Genomic DNA, 17654 nt, shown 5'->3' on the forward strand with positions numbered 1-17654 from the left:
CTCAAAAAAATAATGGAACAGCGTTTTAATATAGTTGACCAGCAAACCACCACAGCGCAAACTAACGCTAATTTTTTACAGATCAGGTTCACGACTATGTCCAAAAAGATTGCCGTGATTGGCGAATGCATGATTGAGCTTTCCGAGAAAGGCGCAGACGTTAAGCGCGGTTTCGGCGGCGATACCCTGAATACTTCCGTCTACATCGCTCGTCAGGTCGATCCTGCGGCATTAACCGTTCACTACATAACGGCGCTGGGGACGGACAGTTTTAGTCAGCAGATGCTGGACGCCTGGCACGGCGAGAACGTCGATACTTCCCTGACCCAACGGATGGAAAACCGCCTGCCGGGTCTTTACTACATTGAAACCGATAGCACTGGCGAACGCACTTTCTACTACTGGCGTAACGAAGCCGCAGCTAAATTCTGGCTGGAGAGCGAGCAGTCAGCAGCGATTTGTGAAGAGCTGGCGAATTTCGATTACCTTTACCTTAGCGGGATTAGCCTGGCGATCTTAAGCCCGACCAGCCGCGAGAAGCTGCTTTCTCTGCTGCGCGAATGCCGTACCAACGGCGGGAAGGTCATTTTCGACAACAACTACCGTCCGCGCCTGTGGGCGAGCAAAGAAGAGACGCAGCAGGTGTACCAGCAAATGCTGGAATGCACAGATATCGCCTTCCTGACGCTGGACGATGAAGACGCGCTGTGGGGTCAACAGCCGGTGGAAGACGTCATTGCGCGTACCCATAACGCAGGCGTGAAAGAAGTGGTGGTAAAACGCGGGGCGGATTCTTGCCTGGTGTCCATTACTGGCGAAGGGTTAGTGGATGTTCCTGCGGTGAAACTGCCGAAAGAAAAAGTGATCGACACCACCGCTGCGGGTGACTCTTTCAGCGCCGGTTATCTGGCGGTACGCCTGACCGGGGGCAGTGCAGAAGAAGCAGCGAAACGTGGACATTTGACTGCAAGTACAGTTATCCAGTATCGCGGCGCGATTATCCCGCGTGAGGCGATGCCAGCGTAATGGTTTTTGGCGGAGAACGGGTAGATATTCGTTCTCCGTTAATCTTCTTGCAGGGATAAACCGAGCGGTGCTGATGATTTGAAATAAACTGCTGACGCATATCATTCAAACTACGCGTAAATTTAAGCGGGTTCTCACCTTTAATTTCGACCGTGACGAAGACATTCCCATTAGTGTAAAATAAGTCAAAATAATAATCATGTTGATGACGATGATTAGTTTTAAATTGACGAAATGATAAATAGCAGCGGTCATCATAGGTAATTAAAAAATCATTTTCGCCGTACTCGTTTATCATCCTGTTTTTCAGGTTACCGTCGAAGAGAACTGTATACTTCGCTCTGTCAGCAAATAATTCGGCATCCGTTTCTCGGTTGATCGTATTGACACTGATACCGAATTCTATTTTTACCTTGTCTTTATCGATATTATTTCTTGTACTGACATAAATATTATTCGCATCCCAAAGTAAAAGAAAATTTTTGTTGCAGGAATAGAGAGCTGTTCAACAGAGAATCATGATCGGCAAGAACAGTGTGACTTTGTAGCGCATTTATATTCCTTTAGCACGTTACGTTCACAAAGTGTGGTTACTTCCTTTTACATAAACCACAGCAGTCAGTAATTATCTGCACGCTACCGCCGTGCCTGGAAAAATATCTGCGGGTATATTCATTACCGTTAATCCCGGCAGCGCAGAAGAAACGCTGCCGGATTATTTATTACTGCGCGGGTGGAATATCCGTCACTTCAGGATGCACATCATCCGTGGCGACAGACGTTGCCGCAGCCGTAGTCGATGGCGCCATGATTTGATCCCAGACAGCCTGCAACGATTTCATGTTAAATTCCGGCTCGCCTTTCGGCTGCAGCAGAATTAACGCCATGTCGTTCGACAACTGCTGACGCAGATCCTGATTTAACATCTCTACCGTCAGGCTGTTAAGGAAATCCTGGCGCAGTTTCTGATATTGCTCCGGTGCGATATCGACAACCTGATTTTGCAGTGAACGCATCCGCTGACCCATCAGAATATCGGTATCAGCTCGTGCATAGGCGGCAAACAGTTTCTGCAGCTCCAGTTTCTTTTGTGCGACCAGGGCGTTGAACTCTTCTTCCGGCAGACCTTTATCGCGGACTTTCGCCAGTTCACGCGCCACCAAATTAAGGTTGCTGTTCAGCTTGTCGTTTGGTGACTCGATGTTGATGGCACATTGCGCACGCAGATACAGCACTCGGCAATCAAATCCAAGGCCGATGTCTTTGCTGTTATTGGCGCTTAATGCTTGCTGAACATGCCAGAACAGCGCCTCACGAGCCAGGTCCGCGCGCCAGTAGCGCAGCAGTGCGGCTGACTCACGAATCGGCTGCCACGGCGTGTCCCACATGATAGATAACCGATCCTGGCGCACCGCGTCGGTCATAATGCTCACCGCTTCCGCACGCAGCGGAGAAAGCGTCGGCACCGGAGCCGGTGTTTCACGTTTGCCTTTCAGTTCGCCAAACGTTTTGTTGATTTGGTCGACAACCGAGCGCGCATCAACGTTCCCCACCACCAGCAGCGTCATTGCATCTGGGGTGTACCATTTCTGGTAGAAATCTTTAATCTTTTCCGCTTCAACGGGCTTTTTCAGCGGATCGGCAGGATCGTGACCTAACAAAGTTGATCCTTTCAGACGATAGCGCCACCAGCCTTCTTTAGTGTCGGCAGGCCAGGTTGCCACCATATCCTGGCTTTGCAGCGCATGGTTAACCGTTTCTGGTGTGATGGTCAGCTTGCCGGTCGCATTCGCCAGATAAGAGAGCGCCTCTTTCAGCAGATCGTTACGATTATTTGGCAAACTCAGATTAAACAGCGTGGTGTCGTAAGAGACGATCACCGGCGGCATCGGGCGCTTAGGGTCGATCCCCTGCTGCCACAATGAACGTGCCTGTGCCGCTTCCAGACCACCGCTTTGCGTCAGCGCAATACGAGGAATGGCATGACTGTAACCGCTCTGTTGTGTACTTTCGGCGAGCGAACCGGTATTAACCAGCAGGCGAATTTCAACACGATCGCTGGGACGCTGGGGCGTGGTCAGCACTTGCCACTGTAAACCGTTGGCGAGCGTCCCCTGTTGCCATGCTGGATCAGGCTGGAGCGCATCTGCCTGCACATAGCCAGCAGTGGCCATCACCAGCAAACCGCCCGCTAAAAGTCGAATTTTTGTGCCCTGCATGTGAACCCCTGATCAACTATCCTGGTAATAAAAGACTGCCCGCTATCGGTCAGCCTAAATGACGTTAAAAACACTTCGTGTTAGACCGCAAGAACATGAAAATGTCACGGAGGAAGTGAAATAAACCCGAACTCACCCAGGTGGTAAGTTCGGGCACAGGGGGCAATTATGCTCAAACACCCGCACTCGGGGAAGGGAGTGCGGGCATAAGTGGTGAGATTAAGAGGATAATTCGTGCGTTTTGCCATCCGGCGCACGATTATTCAGCACATCATCCAGTTTTTTGTGGTCCAGCTCTTTAACCCACTTAGCAACCACGATGGTCGCTACGCCGTTACCGACCAGGTTAGTCAGCGCACGGGCTTCTGACATGAAGCGGTCGATACCGAGGATCAGCGCCAGACCCGCCACCGGCAAATGGCCCACCGCAGAGAGTGTCGCCGCCAGCACGATAAAGCCGCTGCCCGTTACCCCAGCCGCCCCTTTGGAAGAGAGCAGCAACACAATCAACAGCGTGATTTGGTGGACGATATCCATCTGACTGTTAGTGGCCTGGGCAATAAATACCGCCGCCATCGTCAGGTATATCGATGTCCCATCAAGGTTAAACGAGTAGCCTGTCGGGATAACCAGCCCCACCACCGATTTGCGGCAGCCGAGTTTCTCCATCTTGTCGAGCATACGCGGCAGCGCCGACTCGGAAGAGGATGTTCCCAGCACAATCAGCAGTTCTTCACGGATGTAGCGGATAAATTTGAAAATACTGAAACCGGTCGCTTTAGCGATTGAACCCAGTACCAACACCACAAACAGGATACAGGTGATGTAGAAGCAGATAATGAGCTGCCCAAGCTGTACCAGGGTGCCGACGCCGTATTTACCGATGGTAAACGCCATCGCCCCGAACGCACCGATGGGTGCCAGACGCATGATCATATTGATGATGCCGAAGATGACCTGCGAGAAACTTTCGATAACGTTAAAAATCAGTTGGCCTTTGCTGCCCAGACGGTGGAGCGCAAAACCAAACAGTACGGCAAACAGCAGCACCTGCAGGATGTTACCGCTGGCAAATGCGCCAATGACGCTCGCCGGGATGACATCCATAATAAAGGCGACAATGCCCTGGTCTTTTGCCTGATCGGCGTAAACCGCTACCGCTTTCGCATCAAGCGTTGCCGGATCGACGTTCATTCCGGCGCCAGGCTGCACGACGTTAACGATGATAAGACCAATAATCAGCGCGATGGTACTGACAATTTCAAAGTAAAGCAGTGCGACTGCGCCGGTACGGCCGACCGCCTTCATGCTTTCCATGCCCGCAATGCCCGTTACGACGGTACAAAAGATGACAGGAGCGATGATCATCTTAATGAGCTTAACGAACCCGTCGCCAAGCGGTTTCATTTGCTCGCCTATCTCAGGGTAGAAATGGCCAAGGAGAATACCAATGGCTATCGCTGTCAGAACCTGAAAGTAAAGGCTTTTAAACAGAGAGGTTTTCATAGGGTGTCCTTTAGTAAAACCACAGGTCTTGTAAGGTTATGGAGTACCTGCGGCCTTAAAATAACACCCAGACAACATCACAGAAATGTACCTGGATCATAATTGAAACAAAAAGGTTAAAAAGTTTGAACTGGCTCGCACAAACCAGCACTTTTTAAAGTTTTGTAATCAGTTTGGGGTAGCTACTTTTCTTCCAGGTAACTCTCTTCGAAGATTTCAATGGGGAGTGGACGGGCAAAAAGGAAGCCCTGGGCAATACCAACACCTGCTTTTGCCAGCCAGTCGCGTTGCGCTTCCGTTTCTACGCCTTCAGCAATCATTTGCAGATTCAGGCTTTGTGCCAGCATGATAATTGCAGCAATCATGCTGCTATCTTCCGGTAAGCCCTCAACAAACATTTTGTCGATTTTCAGCACGTCTATTGGCAACGATTTCATATGCTGCAACTGACGCAGCCCTGCGTAACCCATGCCGAAATCATCCAGCGCCACCTGTACGCCGGCGTTGCGCAGCGGACGAAGGATCGCCACCGCCGCGTGAGGGTCATCAATGCGTCGGCTTTCCGTGACCTCCAGGATCAACGTTCCAGGCTGAATACGATAACGAGTTAATAACCCCAGCATATCCGGCACCATATTTGGGTGCATCAACTGTAGCGCCGAGAGATTCACCGATAATGGCAACATAATGCCGCGCTCTTGCCAGGCAGCAAGCAGTCGACAGGATTCCTCCAGCACCCAATGACCGACGGTAACCATCAGCCCACAGGACTCAATACGATCGATTAAGCCATCCGGCAGTTCCCAGGTGCCATCCGCTTGCTGGATGCGCAGCAACGCTTCCGCGCTAACGAGTTTGCCGCTGGTCATCTCCACCTGTGGCTGTAGCCAAATAGCAAACTTATGATTTTCCAGTGCATTAAGGATATCGCTCTCTTCCGTCAACCGTTGTTGAGCTTCTTCCATCTGCTGTGGATCATAGAACTGAATCTGATTCTTCCCTTTATGACGGGCGGTAAATGCCGCCGAAATAGCACGACCATAAAGTTGTTCGGCAGTGAGATCGCCATAGAACATCGCCACACCGATGCTACAGTGCGGACGTAGCTGAATACGTTCAATCGGCAAGCGTTCACTCATGATAGTGAGCACTTGCTGACCTAATGTGATAGCGTGCCACGGTTCCTGTACACCATTAGCGATCACAGCGAAGTCATAGCCACTGACCTGTGCGAGGATCATGCGTGGCGACAGCACCGATTTGATTTTCTCCACCAGCGTCAGTAGCAGGATTTCCCGCTGCGCCTCTTTCAGCACGCCAGCAGTATCACGTAGCGTTTCACAAGTGATGATCATCAGTGCGGTGGTTTGTTTACGTGCGACCACCTGTTCCAGCATCTCCATCAGCAAGGCTTTGTTTGGCAAATCCGACACCGGGAAACGCATCGCGTTTTCGCACTGTTCTTCATAATGGCGCTGCAACAATTGCTGATTGAGGTTGTAACTACGCACCAGCATACCGATTTCGTCGTCCTGGTGCAGACGCGGCAAGGCCAGTTGATGGCCGACAATCTCTTGCGGTGGAATGGCGTTTAGCTCGCGAGCGATATTGCGTAAAGGATGTAATATCAGTCGATTAATGCACCAGCTAATCGCCACCGTCAGGATCAGCGACAAAAGTAAGTAAATGGTCACTAACGTAGAGACAGTGCTCATCACGAACTTGTACATGCGGAAGGAATCCGCCTGTAACACCAGATAGGCAATCGGCTGCGGGGTAGCAGGACGTTCCAGCGAGTAGACGCCCAGCGAGATTTGTACCGGTAACTCAAACAGTCGAGTGAACGTCACCGGCACCGGGCGCTCTGGAATAAAACTTTTACGCAGTGCCTGGAACTGATTAGGCAGCACCACGTCGGCGCGACTGACCACGCCTGCTGGTTTTATGCTGGCAAGAATAGCTTCCGCCTGGGGAATATCACCTTTTAAAATGGCGGAAGATAAGGGTTCGCGGACAGAGCGAGCAATGCTTTCCAGTTGCGTAGCCGTGTTATAGCGATTCTGCTGTACCAGGTGGAACAGCAAAACAGTGCAAAAAATAAAAACGAACACCATGACAACGGCCGCCACCATTGCCATCTGCTTAATTGTTAACGAGCGACTAACGCGCAAATTGTCTCCCCCCGGAAATCCCAGATTGCCGCCCGAGTATACCCGATCGCAGCGGCATTAAGAGAGGCGCTATCTGAAAACTTACCAGTCGGCGTAAGGTATCAGCGGCTGCGGCGGTAAATCCATGTCGCCCTGCCATCCGGCGGCGGAATACCGCACGTAGAGCAGGAAATGGCTTGGCGCATAATCTTTCGCCTGCTGGATATCGATTGCCGTGCCGACAAACCAGTTGGACGTGACCCGACGCTCAAGTAACGCCCGCGCCGTGTAGCCAAAACCCTTACTGCTGCCGCCGTCGTTGGTCTGGCTGGCGGCATCCTCTTTCCAGTCCGTCGGGATCAGGTTCATCAGCGGATAACGCGGCATGGTTTTGGTGCGCGAATGCGACCACGAGCCAGACGCGCCCAGCTCCCATGACCAGTTTTCCGTCCGCTCACGCCACATCACCGGTATGGCAAACGACAGGTATTCCTGCGGGCTGTAATAACCGCCCTGACCGAGTGAGTACCCACTCAGGTCTTTGTCGTAATGCCAGATCATATTGTTCAGGCCAATGGTCACACGGCGATTATTCTGGTTGATGACCTTATAGTAATAGCCCGTCATCCAGCGCACGCGCCAGTTATCTTCGACATTTTTGCCGGTTAACTGGTCGCCGCTAAGGGATGCCCAGACGCCGTTCGCTTCACCTTTATCGTAGCTCAGACTCAGCCCCACGCCATCGGCACGCACACCGCCCCATTTTTTCCCGGTATTGCCCGGAGAGTCTTTTTGCCCGCCAAAGGCCAGTAACGAACTGGAGATGGGGCGACGATGGGCGTTAACGGTGTAACCAAGCGGCCCTATATCGTCGCTGTAACTGATGCCACCGACCACATCCACCACGTTGAAGCCCATCGGTGTGGTGCCGATATCCCAGCTCCAGACGTCATTTCGCCAGCCGACCGCCACGCTGGCGCCGGAATCCGACTGGCTGCGGTTGCCGCTACAGTCCTGCAACGTACAGGTGCCCCAGTTGTTATCCCATTTACCCTCAGCATCGGCGGAAAAACTGCCGACGTTCATATTGACGAAATCACTGCGAAAGAACATCCGTCCGTCAGAATACGGTGCATCCACCTGCAACATGGTGGTGTGCGCTTTCAGGTCGGAGTAACCACCGGTGCCGCTCGATCCCCAGTAGTCGTGCTCCAGGGTGACGTTAAGATCCTGCTGACGATAGAGATCCGCCGCATCGCTGCGCACGCCGCGCTTCAGCCAGTCGTCCTTCTCATCGTTACGGGTCAGACGGGTAAAGGTGTCGTTATCCTGCGGACGCGTCGTGGTCACACCGGATGCGACCATCGCGTCTTTGTAGGTTTCCAGCGCCTGCTCCGGATCGCCCGCCTGCGCTTCAAACCCTGCACCATCACGCAGTACCATCGCACTTTCCATCGACGGCGGCTGAGATTTTGCCTGCGGGATCAGCTTGTTAAACGTCTGCTGCGCCGCTGCGGTATCGCCAAGCTGCGCCTGTACCAGCGCCACGCGCCGCTGTGTATTCAGTGAGGTATTGTCGGTGGCGGGCAGTTTCGCCAGCTGGCTACGTGCCGCCACTTTGTCACCGGCGGCGATATCCACTTCCGTCAGGCCAAGAATGGCATCAACGTTAGCTGGCTCCCGCGTCAGGACATTCTGATACGCCGCGCGGGCAGCGGTGTCATCACGTCGCTGCTGTGCCCAGTCGGCCAGGGTGAGGTCAATGCGCGTGGACGGTGGCTGTTGGCGCAGCATCGCTTCCGCTTCTGCCTCTTTACCGCTTTCACGCAGGCGGCTGGCGGTTTCCAGTACCTGATCGCTTTGCAGGCGGTTTGCCAGTTCCTGAATATTGCTGTTCCACTGCGCGCGCGGCAGGCTGTTGATATGCGCCAGCGCGGCTCTGTCCTGATCGTGACCGGAAAGATACAGTCCGTAAGCGTAAACCTGCTCCGGGTCGTTCGGCTTCTGTTGCGCCAGATTGCGCATTAACGTATCGGCCTGGCTGCGTTGTCCGGCCTGCCAGAGATCCTGCGAAAGTCGGTAAGTAATCCATACGCTGCCGGGGTCCAGCGCCAGTCGCTGGCGCTGAAGTGCTGCTGCCTGCGCCCATTTGCCCTGCTTTTCCAGTGCCTCTGCCTGCTGTGCCAGACGGTCGTTTTGCAGGCTGCGTTCGATGTCATCAACGCTGCGCCGCTGGCTGGCAGAGAGCGAGGCGATAAATGCTTCGGCTTTTTCCGGCGACTGCTGGCGATACAGATTCGCCAACCCGCGCACGGCGTTAGTGTTGCTACTGTCCATACGCAGCGTCTGCTGGTAATAGCGTTCAGCGGCGGGATAATCTTTGCGCGCCATCGCCACATCGCCCAACCCCAGCACCGCATAGCTGTCGGCGTTATCGACATTGCGCGCCTGCTGGAACAGACGCTCTGCGCGGTCAGGATTATTGGCTTTCAGCGCAGCATCGCCCTGCTGGATCGCCAGCCAGTAGCGGTTTACTTTCAGCAGACTGTTCCATTTGTCGTTGTTGCTGCTGTGCGGATCCAGCGCGAGGGCTTTTTCCAGATTCGCCACCGCATTAGCACGATCGCCTTTCTGAGAATATGCCTGGCCCAGCGCCCCCAGAGCCTCACTGTCTTTCGGGTTCGCCCGCACCGCCTGTTGTAGTTCGGGAATGGCTTTACCCGCCATGCCAGAGTCCACCGCCGCTAAACCTTGCGCACGGGCGCGGAAATTAGGATCGGCCAGTTGCTTTTGTTGTTCTGCCAGTTGCGATTGCGCAGCCGCCACACTATCGCCATCGCTAAAAATAGAGAGATATTTTTTCAGTGCCGACACACTGGCGTCGCTCACGGGCATGTCTTTAATCTGCCCGTACCAGATTTTAGAAGCCCCCTCGCGCCCGGCGTTAGATTTCGCCATCTGTTCCAGTACGGCAAAACCTTCGTCACGGCGATCGCTGCTAAACAGCAATAGCGCCAGATTATTTTGCAACCCCGTATTGCCCGGCGTATCCGCATTGATGCGTTTTAGCTGATTAATCGCTTCGCTACGGCGAGCCGGAATTTTCGCTACCGTACTCCAGTACTCGACGGCAATGTCACCTGCTGGCGGCGCTCCGTTGAACAGTTTGTTGTAACCCGCCACGGCTTCTTCTGCATGACCGGTAGTCGCCTGCAATCGTGCCTGTTGCAGTGCCTGGCGACCATCCGGCGTGGAAAGCAACATTGTGGTACGCGATGATTTATACGCATTTGAACTCGGCGCTAATTGCGACAATCGGTCGAGCTGTTTTTGTGCACCATCAACATCGCCCTGGCGTAACAGAGAGCGAAAACGGGCGGCAACGACATCCGGGTTATTCGGATCAATAAGTTCCAGACGATACAGCGATTGCTGCACCAGGTCTTCGCGATGGGTCGCTTCGCCCACACGAACCTGTTCCAGCAACTGTTGCTGGGCGGTTGGTGCCGCCTCGACCATCGGCATCACGGCCAGACCGAGGGAAAGCGTAAGGATATTTAGTGTGAATTTGCGCATTCCTGGCCCCAGTCAGGTAATAACTCACCTTTTGTCGAGAAGCGGAAACGGTGTTGATCCCAGCCTTGTCCAAACAGGGTCAACACATAGTTGTAATAGGCATCACTACCAGGAAAGTTATCGGCAATACGCTGACGCTGTACGGCCTGGGCATCACGATCCTGAAGAAATGGCAACATAGCCGCAGAAAAACCGACTGGCCCTTTACCCTGCGCTTTACCCGTAGCGACATCGACTTTCTCCGGCGGATAGCCGTTTTTCTCGGTGAATGTCGCCATCGGTTTAAAACGGTTGAGCATCCGCGCTTTTTGCGGATCGCTGTCGGGCATCATGCCAACCCACATATAGACGCGAATAGCGTCGTAACTGCTGATCAGCGTTTTCTCCGGCTTTAACTGCCAACCTTTGTCTTTCTCATAGCGTACCCAGTCTGGCGAAAAGCCCTTCGGGGCGGTTTCCAGCAATAAACGTTGATTCGTTTCGCGCAACGTGGTCCACGGTGCACCAAAGCGGGTGAAATACTGCGCCAGCGTCGGGGGCAGATAACTTGGGTTAAAACGCCAGGTGTTATTCTCGGCAAAACCCACTTTGCCCGGTAACAGCATGGAGCCCAGCCCCGGCACTGTCACCACTTCCTCTTGCGCAATGCGTTTTAACAACGCGCTGCCGATGTCAGTATAACGTTGCTCTTTCCACAATCGACCGGCCTCCAGCAGTGACCAGGCCATCCAGATATCGCCGTCAGAAGCTGAGTTGCTGTCCAGCACTTCCCACTTCGCATTCTCTTTCTTGCCCCATAGCCAGGCGGGCAAATGTTCTTTTAATGAGCCCTGGGCAAGATTATTCTGCGTCCAGTCGAGAAGGTTATCGAAAGCCGCACGGTCGTTAGCCGCCAGGGCAAAGAACATGCCGTAGCTTTGCCCTTCGGAGGTGGTAATTTTGCGCGCGTCGCTGGGATCGATGACGCGCCCTTCCTGACTGATGTAATCCTTTTTGAACTGCTCCCAGGCAGGCCAACTGCAGGCTGCCTGAACACTAAAGGTAGCCAGCAGCAGCATCGTCACAATTCCACTACGCAAAACATTCATCATCAATTACTCATTATCCGGGTTAAGACGACGACGGCTGATGATACGCAACAGACGCCACAGTACCCAGGCCAGCAATACCACGCTGATTGCCGCCAGCACCGCCAACAGAATCGGGTGATTAGCCAGTGCATACCACAAACGTTCGAACCACGGCAGATGACCAACATAATAGATGTCGCCGACCCGCAAACTGTTAACACCAGATTCACGGATCACCGCTACCGAGCCGAACATGGTGGCGCGTTTGCCGCTATCGTTCACCGCATCGTTAAGCATTTCGTAACCGCGCGGACTGTCGGCCAGGAGAGCAATCACGCTGCGCTGGTCGTTATACGGTGACTGGAAGCCAATCACCGCTGCCATCGCGCCAGAAGAGGTCAGCGTTGACTGAGTTTCTGCCGCACGGTCGTTTTCGTCCGGCACAATACCCGGGAATAGCGTCTGGCGCATTGGCGTTTTCACCCAGCTTTCGGTGGCCTGTACCAGCATGTCAATCTGCTTGTCGTCTTTTAATTTGTCCGGGATACCGCCGACGATCATGATGTCGGCATCTTTCCCCTGAATGGTGCTGCCATCATCGGTCACGGTCAGGTTAATCGCCGGGAAGCCCGTCTGCGCGCCGATAAAGCCAACGGTATTCAGTAAGGTTTCCATCTGTGCTTCGTTGGGCGCTTTCGGCATTACGGTGATGGTTTGTGACAGATCCGCCATCCGGCTGAACGGGAAGCCCGCATTGGCAAACGCGCGCAGATCCGGCATCGGAATGAAGTGGTAATACTTCGAGAAGTCGATAGTGGAGTCGTCGCCAATCACCACATGGTTCTGCACCGGCTGGAAGGTAATACAGTTATCCACCGATCCGCCCGGCATCGGGTTCATGTACTCAAAGTCGAAGCGCAGCTGGTTGGTCGCCCCCAACTTCAACGCCGGAATAGAGACATCCGTTTTGCCGTCCAGCAAACCTTGTAACACAGGAATACGCAGCAGCAGGCGGTTCGCCTCCTGTTTGCTACTCAGGTTAAATGATTGCAGGAACTGGTTGTTCAGGCTGATATCCATCCGCGAGCTGTCTTTCACCGGCGGCATGGTGTAGCGGTAATTAATATCCATATCAATACCGGTACTACGCATCAGGTAGAGATCTGGCGGCAGATTTAGCGAAACGTTAATCGCTGCCGGTTCCAGACCGCTGGACTGTAACTGCTCTTCATAAGTTTTCAGTTCACCAAAGGTGACAGGACGATCGGTACGCACCCAGTTCGGCGCGTCGTATGGCTTACGCGGCAGCAGCGGTTTGACTTCATTCACCACGACGCTGTCGCCACGGAACAAAATATTGCCCTGGGCGATACCTTTCGCTGCCTGCAACAGGTCTTTGTCGTCACGACCAAACACCACCAGCAGTTTGATGTAAGGATTTTCCGGGTGGTTGATCATCTCAATCACCGGGGCTTTTACCGCCGGATGATCGCGCAGGAAGTCCGGGCGTTTGTCGTTAGTCGCAAAAACAATCGCATTGCGATCGGGAAGCTGGTTATAGAGTACCGGAAAGTTCTGCCCACGCCAGCCAGAGCGCGAGCCAAACCACGAGGCAACAATGGCGGAAGCCTGTTGCAGCGCAACATCCGGCGCGCCCGCAAAGACCATCGGCAAGATGTTGGCACGGTTATCGCGTGGGTCAAAGAATGGAATCGGGAAGTGCGACAGGTCATTCTTCACATTCAGTGATTGATACGTCAGATCCAGTCCGCTACTGCGTCCGACATCCAGCCAGAGCGTTGTGCTGGCAGGGTTTTCGCACACATCCTGATAATGACCGACAAACTCCAGCCGCACGCGGTTGAAGTCGGTAATAAACAGTGGGTTAATCGGCATTTGCGCCAGCGTCTTTTTACCCAACTGCTCTTTAGTCACTGGCAGCACGCCCATCAGTTCATCATTGAGATAAACTTTTAACTGCGACTGAACTGACAGCAATGACGGCGATGGCGTGTATTCGAGATTGAGCATCGCCTTCGTCACCACTTCGTCGCTGCGCATACCAAACTCAATGCTACCGTTCGGGTTGATACCTCGCAGCACCATGCTGCCCGGCGGCGGCGCGATTTGCGCAAAGGTCAGCTTCACATCGCGCGAAGAGCCGTTCTGCGCAACGACTGGCGCATCCGCTCCCTGCACGCCCGGCATCACCTGCCCCACCTGCGGATTTTGTTCCGTCTGGGCAGGAACAACTGGCTCAGCATTGATCAGTGGTTGCGTTGCTGGCGTCGCCTGCGTCATAAAAGAGGGGAATGCGCTCATCCCCATTGCCACTGCACAAATCCAGAATAGTTTTCTTTTCATCGCGTTATCATCATTGTTGAGCCAAAGCCTGATCCGATGGTTGTACCGTTTCGCTCCGCTCCGGGCGGCGCGGAATGAACGAAACAACCCAGGAAACCAGAGAAGTCAGCGCACGGAAAATGTCCTTCACTGAAGAAGGTGCAAATTCCGCCAGATGGCGGTAGCCACGGAAGCCGAGCTTCAGAATATCCAGCAGACTTTCCAGCGGCTTATCTTCCGGGTAGCTGTCCTGCCAGAGCGCCCATGTATCCGCACGGGCAAACGTACACTGCACAAAATCGATATGTTGCTGGGTGGTGAGCGGCATCAATTGCAGCCCGACTTCGTTACCCATCACGCGTGCCACCTGGGTCGGGAAGACGTATTCCTGTTGACCGCGTTTGAGTAGCAGATTCACTTTCTGCCCTTCCAGGATCTGCGCCTGACCGTGGATTTTGATCCCCAGCCCACCGTCGGAGAAGTCCTGAACGGTGCAGGAGAAAAGGTGACCATCTTCACGGGCAATTGCCGCTGGCATCGTCATCTCAACACGATGCGAACGACGAACCTGTTTACTTTCAACCGATACCGCTACCGCGCCACCGAGAATAATCAGGTTGTAGAACACCCACACCATACTGACGACGACGGTGAGCATTTCGGTTGGCGGACCGTAAAAGTAACGCCAGATGCCAACAGCGACACCAACCAGGTTGAGCAGTACGAGGAAGATGTACGGTCGCGAGATCACCCAATCGACATACTCTTCCTCCACCAGGCCACCTTTGGCGGTGACGTTAAATTTGCCTTTGTGCGGGTTAATCAGCGCCACCAGCGTCGGTGGTGCGATATACCATGCCAGCACTGTTTCGTAGATTTCACTCCAGAACGAGTGGCGATATTTGCCCTGAATCTTCGAGTTAGTCAGGCTGGCGTGGATCATATGCGGCAGCACAAACAGGGCGATCATCAACGCAGGTGCGTAGATGATATAGGCATGAAGCAGCAGGAACGCCAGCGGCGCAGTCAGGAAGATCAGCCGTGGAATGCCCGACAAGAAATGGAACATGGCGTTAACGTAGCACAGCCGTTGCGCGAACTTCAGCCCTTTACCGGTGAGCGGGTTATCAAGGCGGAAGATTTGCACCATCCCGCGCGCCCAGCGAATACGCTGACCGATATGCGCCGACAGACTTTCGGTAGCCAACCCCGCCGCCTGCGGAATGCGCATATACGCGGAGGTGTAGCCACGACGGTGCAAACGCAAAGAAGTGTGCGCATCTTCGGTTACCGTTTCGACGGCAATACCGCCAATCTCATCCAGCGGCTTACGGCGGATCACCGCACAGGAACCGCAGAAGAAGGTGGCATCCCACATATCGTTACCATCCTGCACCAGACCGTAGAACAGCGTGCCTTCATTCGGCGTTTTACGAAAACGTCCCAGGTTGCGTTCAAACGGGTCTGGCGAGAAGAAGTGGTGCGGCGTCTGCATCATCGCCAGTTGTTTTTCTTTCAGGAACCAGCCCATGGTCATTTGCAGGAACGAGCGCGTTGGCACGTGGTCGCAGTCGAAAATCGACACAAACTCGCCTTTGGCATATTTCAGCGCATTGTTGATATTGCCCGCTTTCGCATGTTCATGAGTAGTACGGGCGATATATTTCACCCCAACGTTTTGCGCAAACTGGCGAAACTCCTCCCTGCCACCGTCATCGAGGATCCAGATGTTCAGCTTGTCTTTCGGCCAGTCGATACCCAGCGAGGCATAGATAGTGTTCTTCACCACGCTGAGATCTTCGTTGTACGTCGGCACAAAAATATCCACCGACGGCCACAGCGACATATCTTTCGGCAGCGGTACGGGCTGACGATTCAGCGGCCATACGACCTGGAAGTAGCCGAGCACCAGCACAATCCATGCGTAGGTTTCGGCGAACAACAGAATTAAGCCACACACCAGACTGACCGGATCATCCCAGTTCAGCGTGGAGGTGTAGCGCCACCAGATATAACGGCAAGAGACGGTCAGCGACAGCACAATCAGCATCAGTGCAGAGAAGCGTCCCGGCATTCGCCGTACCATTAATGCCACACCCCACAGCAACATCAGGAAGATAAACTGCGACAGCGGGTTAAAAGGCTGGGTGACGCAAATCAGCGCCAGAATCAGCGAGAATGTCACAATGATGCCAAGAATAAAACGCCGTGCTCCGGCGCTCAGATGTCCCAGCTCTTTTTTCTCATCAAGATGTTGCGTGTTATGGCTGAAGCGAGCCGGCAATTCATCCATCCATTGATGATAACGCCCACGAATATTCTGCAAGCGTGAAAACGACCGCCAGCGCGGTTTCGGCGTTTCTCTGCGCGAAGCACTGACCAGCAACCAGCAGGTCTGAATGACATAGCGCACAGGATCCAACGGACGCGGGCGCGAGGCGTTGATATGAGGGAACAGGATTTTATGTTGCGCACGAATACGCTGCCAGCGTGGGTGCTCCAGCGGAATAAAAATCCAGGCAAAGATCAGCCAGAAACAGCCGAGCGTCGCGCTGAAAGGCGACGCGCCATGACGACGATATTCCCGATAACGCCCGATAAGACGTGCGTTAACCGGCGGGATAAGCAACCACCGGGTCAGGATACTCATGATGCGCTCCCGACTGGCGTTTTCAGCCCGGAATAGTTCAACAGACACCAGTTCGCCAGCGTCAGAATTTCTTCTGCCGCCAACGCATCGCTACGGTATTCGCCCAACGGTTGTTTTGCCGCCAGACATTCAGCCATCGCTTCATCACGATGAATCAACATTGGCAACAAACGCCGCTGGCTTTGCAACCATAGCTGGTAAATATCGTCCTGAACCTGGCTGCCTACACGAAAATCATTAATCAAAATATGCGCGCCAGCGGGCAGTGCCTGCTGATGCAGCCGAATATGACAGTTGGCATCCACATTGACGATCGCCAGGGTGTGATCGCACAGACTCATGATTTGATGCGTTATCTGCGAGGCGTCGCGTGGTAAATCGATCAAAATCCATTGATAACGTCCGCTGGTCTTTAGTTGCTGAATACCGGTGCAAATCTCACCCAGCCGTGTTTGCCAGTGCTGGGGATTCTCGTGTTCTTCGAGAGTCAGTTGACCAAAGGGTAGCAGATCGAGCTGTGAGGTATAGCGTAGCCCGGCATCACGCCAGTCCTGGCCATCCAGCATGGCTCTTGCCCAGCCCTGGCGGTGAGAAAAATCAACGTTGAATGACAGGCGCAGCAAATTGTCCGGGCAGGCATCCACCAGCAGGACATTTTCTCCCAACATTTGCAATGACCAGCCTAACGCGGCGGTAATCGTTGTCGTCCCCACGCCACCCCGCATCCCCTGCAATCCCAGAACGGCCATTCACCACACCCCTACTTTTTTTGCGCAAACTCAGCCAATAACGGCCAACGTTTTAATGCCGCAGCCAACTGTTCTCGTTGGGAAATATCGGCATAATCAATATCAGGCAGTGAAAAAGCCTGTTTTAACGCCAAAATATCATTCTGGAAGATATAGCCTATCGCGGGATCAGGCAGAATATCGGGTTCGTTGTTATTCATTATGGTTGATCCCTATGAAATAAACATATTACACAGTAAGACAATTTCGCCGCTTTATTGCTAACGGCAGCACAGAAACCCGTTCATTTTTTGACTTTCCGTTACGCAACAGAAAAACTAAAAAACGAAAAGGCTGATATCACAAGGTTTCTGGCCTGTTAAATT

10 protein-coding genes and 1 pseudogene are annotated in these 17654 nt (G+C 53.5%); 1 reads left to right on the forward strand and 10 read right to left on the reverse strand.

Annotation, left to right across the window (positions count from 1 at the left end; translation table 11 throughout):
* Positions 1–96 precede the first annotated feature (96 nt).
* Positions 97–1026, forward strand: coding sequence for a 2-dehydro-3-deoxygluconokinase (gene kdgK / locus A7098_RS03220; protein ID WP_105280318.1), 930 nt, complete (start codon positions 97–99; stop codon positions 1024–1026).
* Here the strand turns inward: kdgK and A7098_RS24375 are convergent.
* From A7098_RS24375 to bcsR, 10 genes and pseudogenes are all read right to left on the reverse strand, one after another.
* Positions 998–1579: pseudogene (locus tag A7098_RS24375) on the reverse strand (hypothetical protein). The gene kdgK and the pseudogene A7098_RS24375 overlap by 29 nt on opposite strands.
* Before the next feature lie 169 nt (positions 1580–1748).
* Entirely contained in the window at positions 1749–3245 is a 1497-nt protein-coding gene (locus A7098_RS03230) for a pitrilysin family protein (RefSeq protein ID WP_105280319.1), read from the reverse strand.
* 219 nt (positions 3246–3464) lie between these two features.
* Entirely contained in the window at positions 3465–4751 is a 1287-nt protein-coding gene (gene dctA / locus A7098_RS03240; RefSeq protein WP_000858214.1) for a C4-dicarboxylate transporter DctC, read from the reverse strand.
* A gap of 182 nt (positions 4752–4933) precedes the next feature.
* Entirely contained in the window at positions 4934–6922 is a 1989-nt protein-coding gene (gene hmsP / locus A7098_RS03250; protein ID WP_001266343.1) for a biofilm formation regulator HmsP, read from the reverse strand.
* 81 nt (positions 6923–7003) lie between these two features.
* Complete coding sequence (gene bcsC / locus A7098_RS03255; RefSeq protein ID WP_105280320.1) at positions 7004–10477, reverse strand: cellulose synthase complex outer membrane protein BcsC; 3474 nt, start codon at positions 10475–10477, stop codon at positions 7004–7006.
* A complete protein-coding gene (gene bcsZ / locus A7098_RS03260) occupies positions 10459–11565 on the reverse strand; it encodes a cellulose synthase complex periplasmic endoglucanase BcsZ (RefSeq protein WP_024165122.1) in 1107 nt (368 codons plus the stop codon). The genes bcsC and bcsZ overlap by 19 nt, the downstream gene beginning before the upstream one ends.
* 6 nt (positions 11566–11571) lie before the next feature.
* Positions 11572–13911, reverse strand: coding sequence for a cellulose biosynthesis cyclic di-GMP-binding regulatory protein BcsB (gene bcsB, locus A7098_RS03265; RefSeq protein WP_105280321.1), 2340 nt, complete (start codon positions 13909–13911; stop codon positions 11572–11574).
* 10 nt (positions 13912–13921) lie between these two features.
* Positions 13922–16540, reverse strand: coding sequence for a UDP-forming cellulose synthase catalytic subunit (gene bcsA, locus A7098_RS03270; RefSeq protein WP_105280322.1), 2619 nt, complete (start codon positions 16538–16540; stop codon positions 13922–13924).
* Positions 16537–17289, reverse strand: a complete 753-nt coding sequence (bcsQ, locus tag A7098_RS03275; RefSeq protein ID WP_000279496.1) for a cellulose biosynthesis protein BcsQ — start codon at positions 17287–17289, stop codon at positions 16537–16539. The genes bcsA and bcsQ overlap by 4 nt, the downstream gene beginning before the upstream one ends.
* 11 nt (positions 17290–17300) lie before the next feature.
* The gene (bcsR, locus tag A7098_RS03280; RefSeq protein WP_001063311.1) at positions 17301–17489 is read right to left on the reverse strand and encodes a cellulose biosynthesis protein BcsR; all 189 of its coding nucleotides are present in this window, start codon (positions 17487–17489) and stop codon (positions 17301–17303) included.
* Positions 17490–17654: the final 165 nt, after the last annotated feature.

Source organism: Escherichia sp. MOD1-EC7011 (genome assembly GCF_002965005.1).
GTDB lineage: Bacteria > Pseudomonadota > Gammaproteobacteria > Enterobacterales > Enterobacteriaceae > Escherichia > Escherichia ruysiae.

Excerpts from the sequence above, each read along its gene's own strand:
- kdgK (WP_105280318.1), top strand. The coding sequence starts at position 97 with ATGTCCAAAAAGATTGCCGTGATTGGCGAATGCATGATTGAGCTTTCC.
- bcsQ (WP_000279496.1), bottom strand. The coding sequence starts at position 17,289 with ATGGCCGTTCTGGGATTGCAGGGGATGCGGGGTGGCGTGGGGACGACA.
- bcsR (WP_001063311.1), bottom strand. The coding sequence starts at position 17,489 with ATGAATAACAACGAACCCGATATTCTGCCTGATCCCGCGATAGGCTAT.
- dctA (WP_000858214.1), bottom strand. The coding sequence starts at position 4,751 with ATGAAAACCTCTCTGTTTAAAAGCCTTTACTTTCAGGTTCTGACAGCG.
- bcsB (WP_105280321.1), bottom strand. The coding sequence starts at position 13,911 with ATGAAAAGAAAACTATTCTGGATTTGTGCAGTGGCAATGGGGATGAGC.
- bcsZ (WP_024165122.1), bottom strand. The coding sequence starts at position 11,565 with ATGAATGTTTTGCGTAGTGGAATTGTGACGATGCTGCTGCTGGCTACC.
- bcsA (WP_105280322.1), bottom strand. The coding sequence starts at position 16,540 with ATGAGTATCCTGACCCGGTGGTTGCTTATCCCGCCGGTTAACGCACGT.
- A7098_RS03230 (WP_105280319.1), bottom strand. The coding sequence starts at position 3,245 with ATGCAGGGCACAAAAATTCGACTTTTAGCGGGCGGTTTGCTGGTGATG.
- bcsC (WP_105280320.1), bottom strand. The coding sequence starts at position 10,477 with ATGCGCAAATTCACACTAAATATCCTTACGCTTTCCCTCGGTCTGGCC.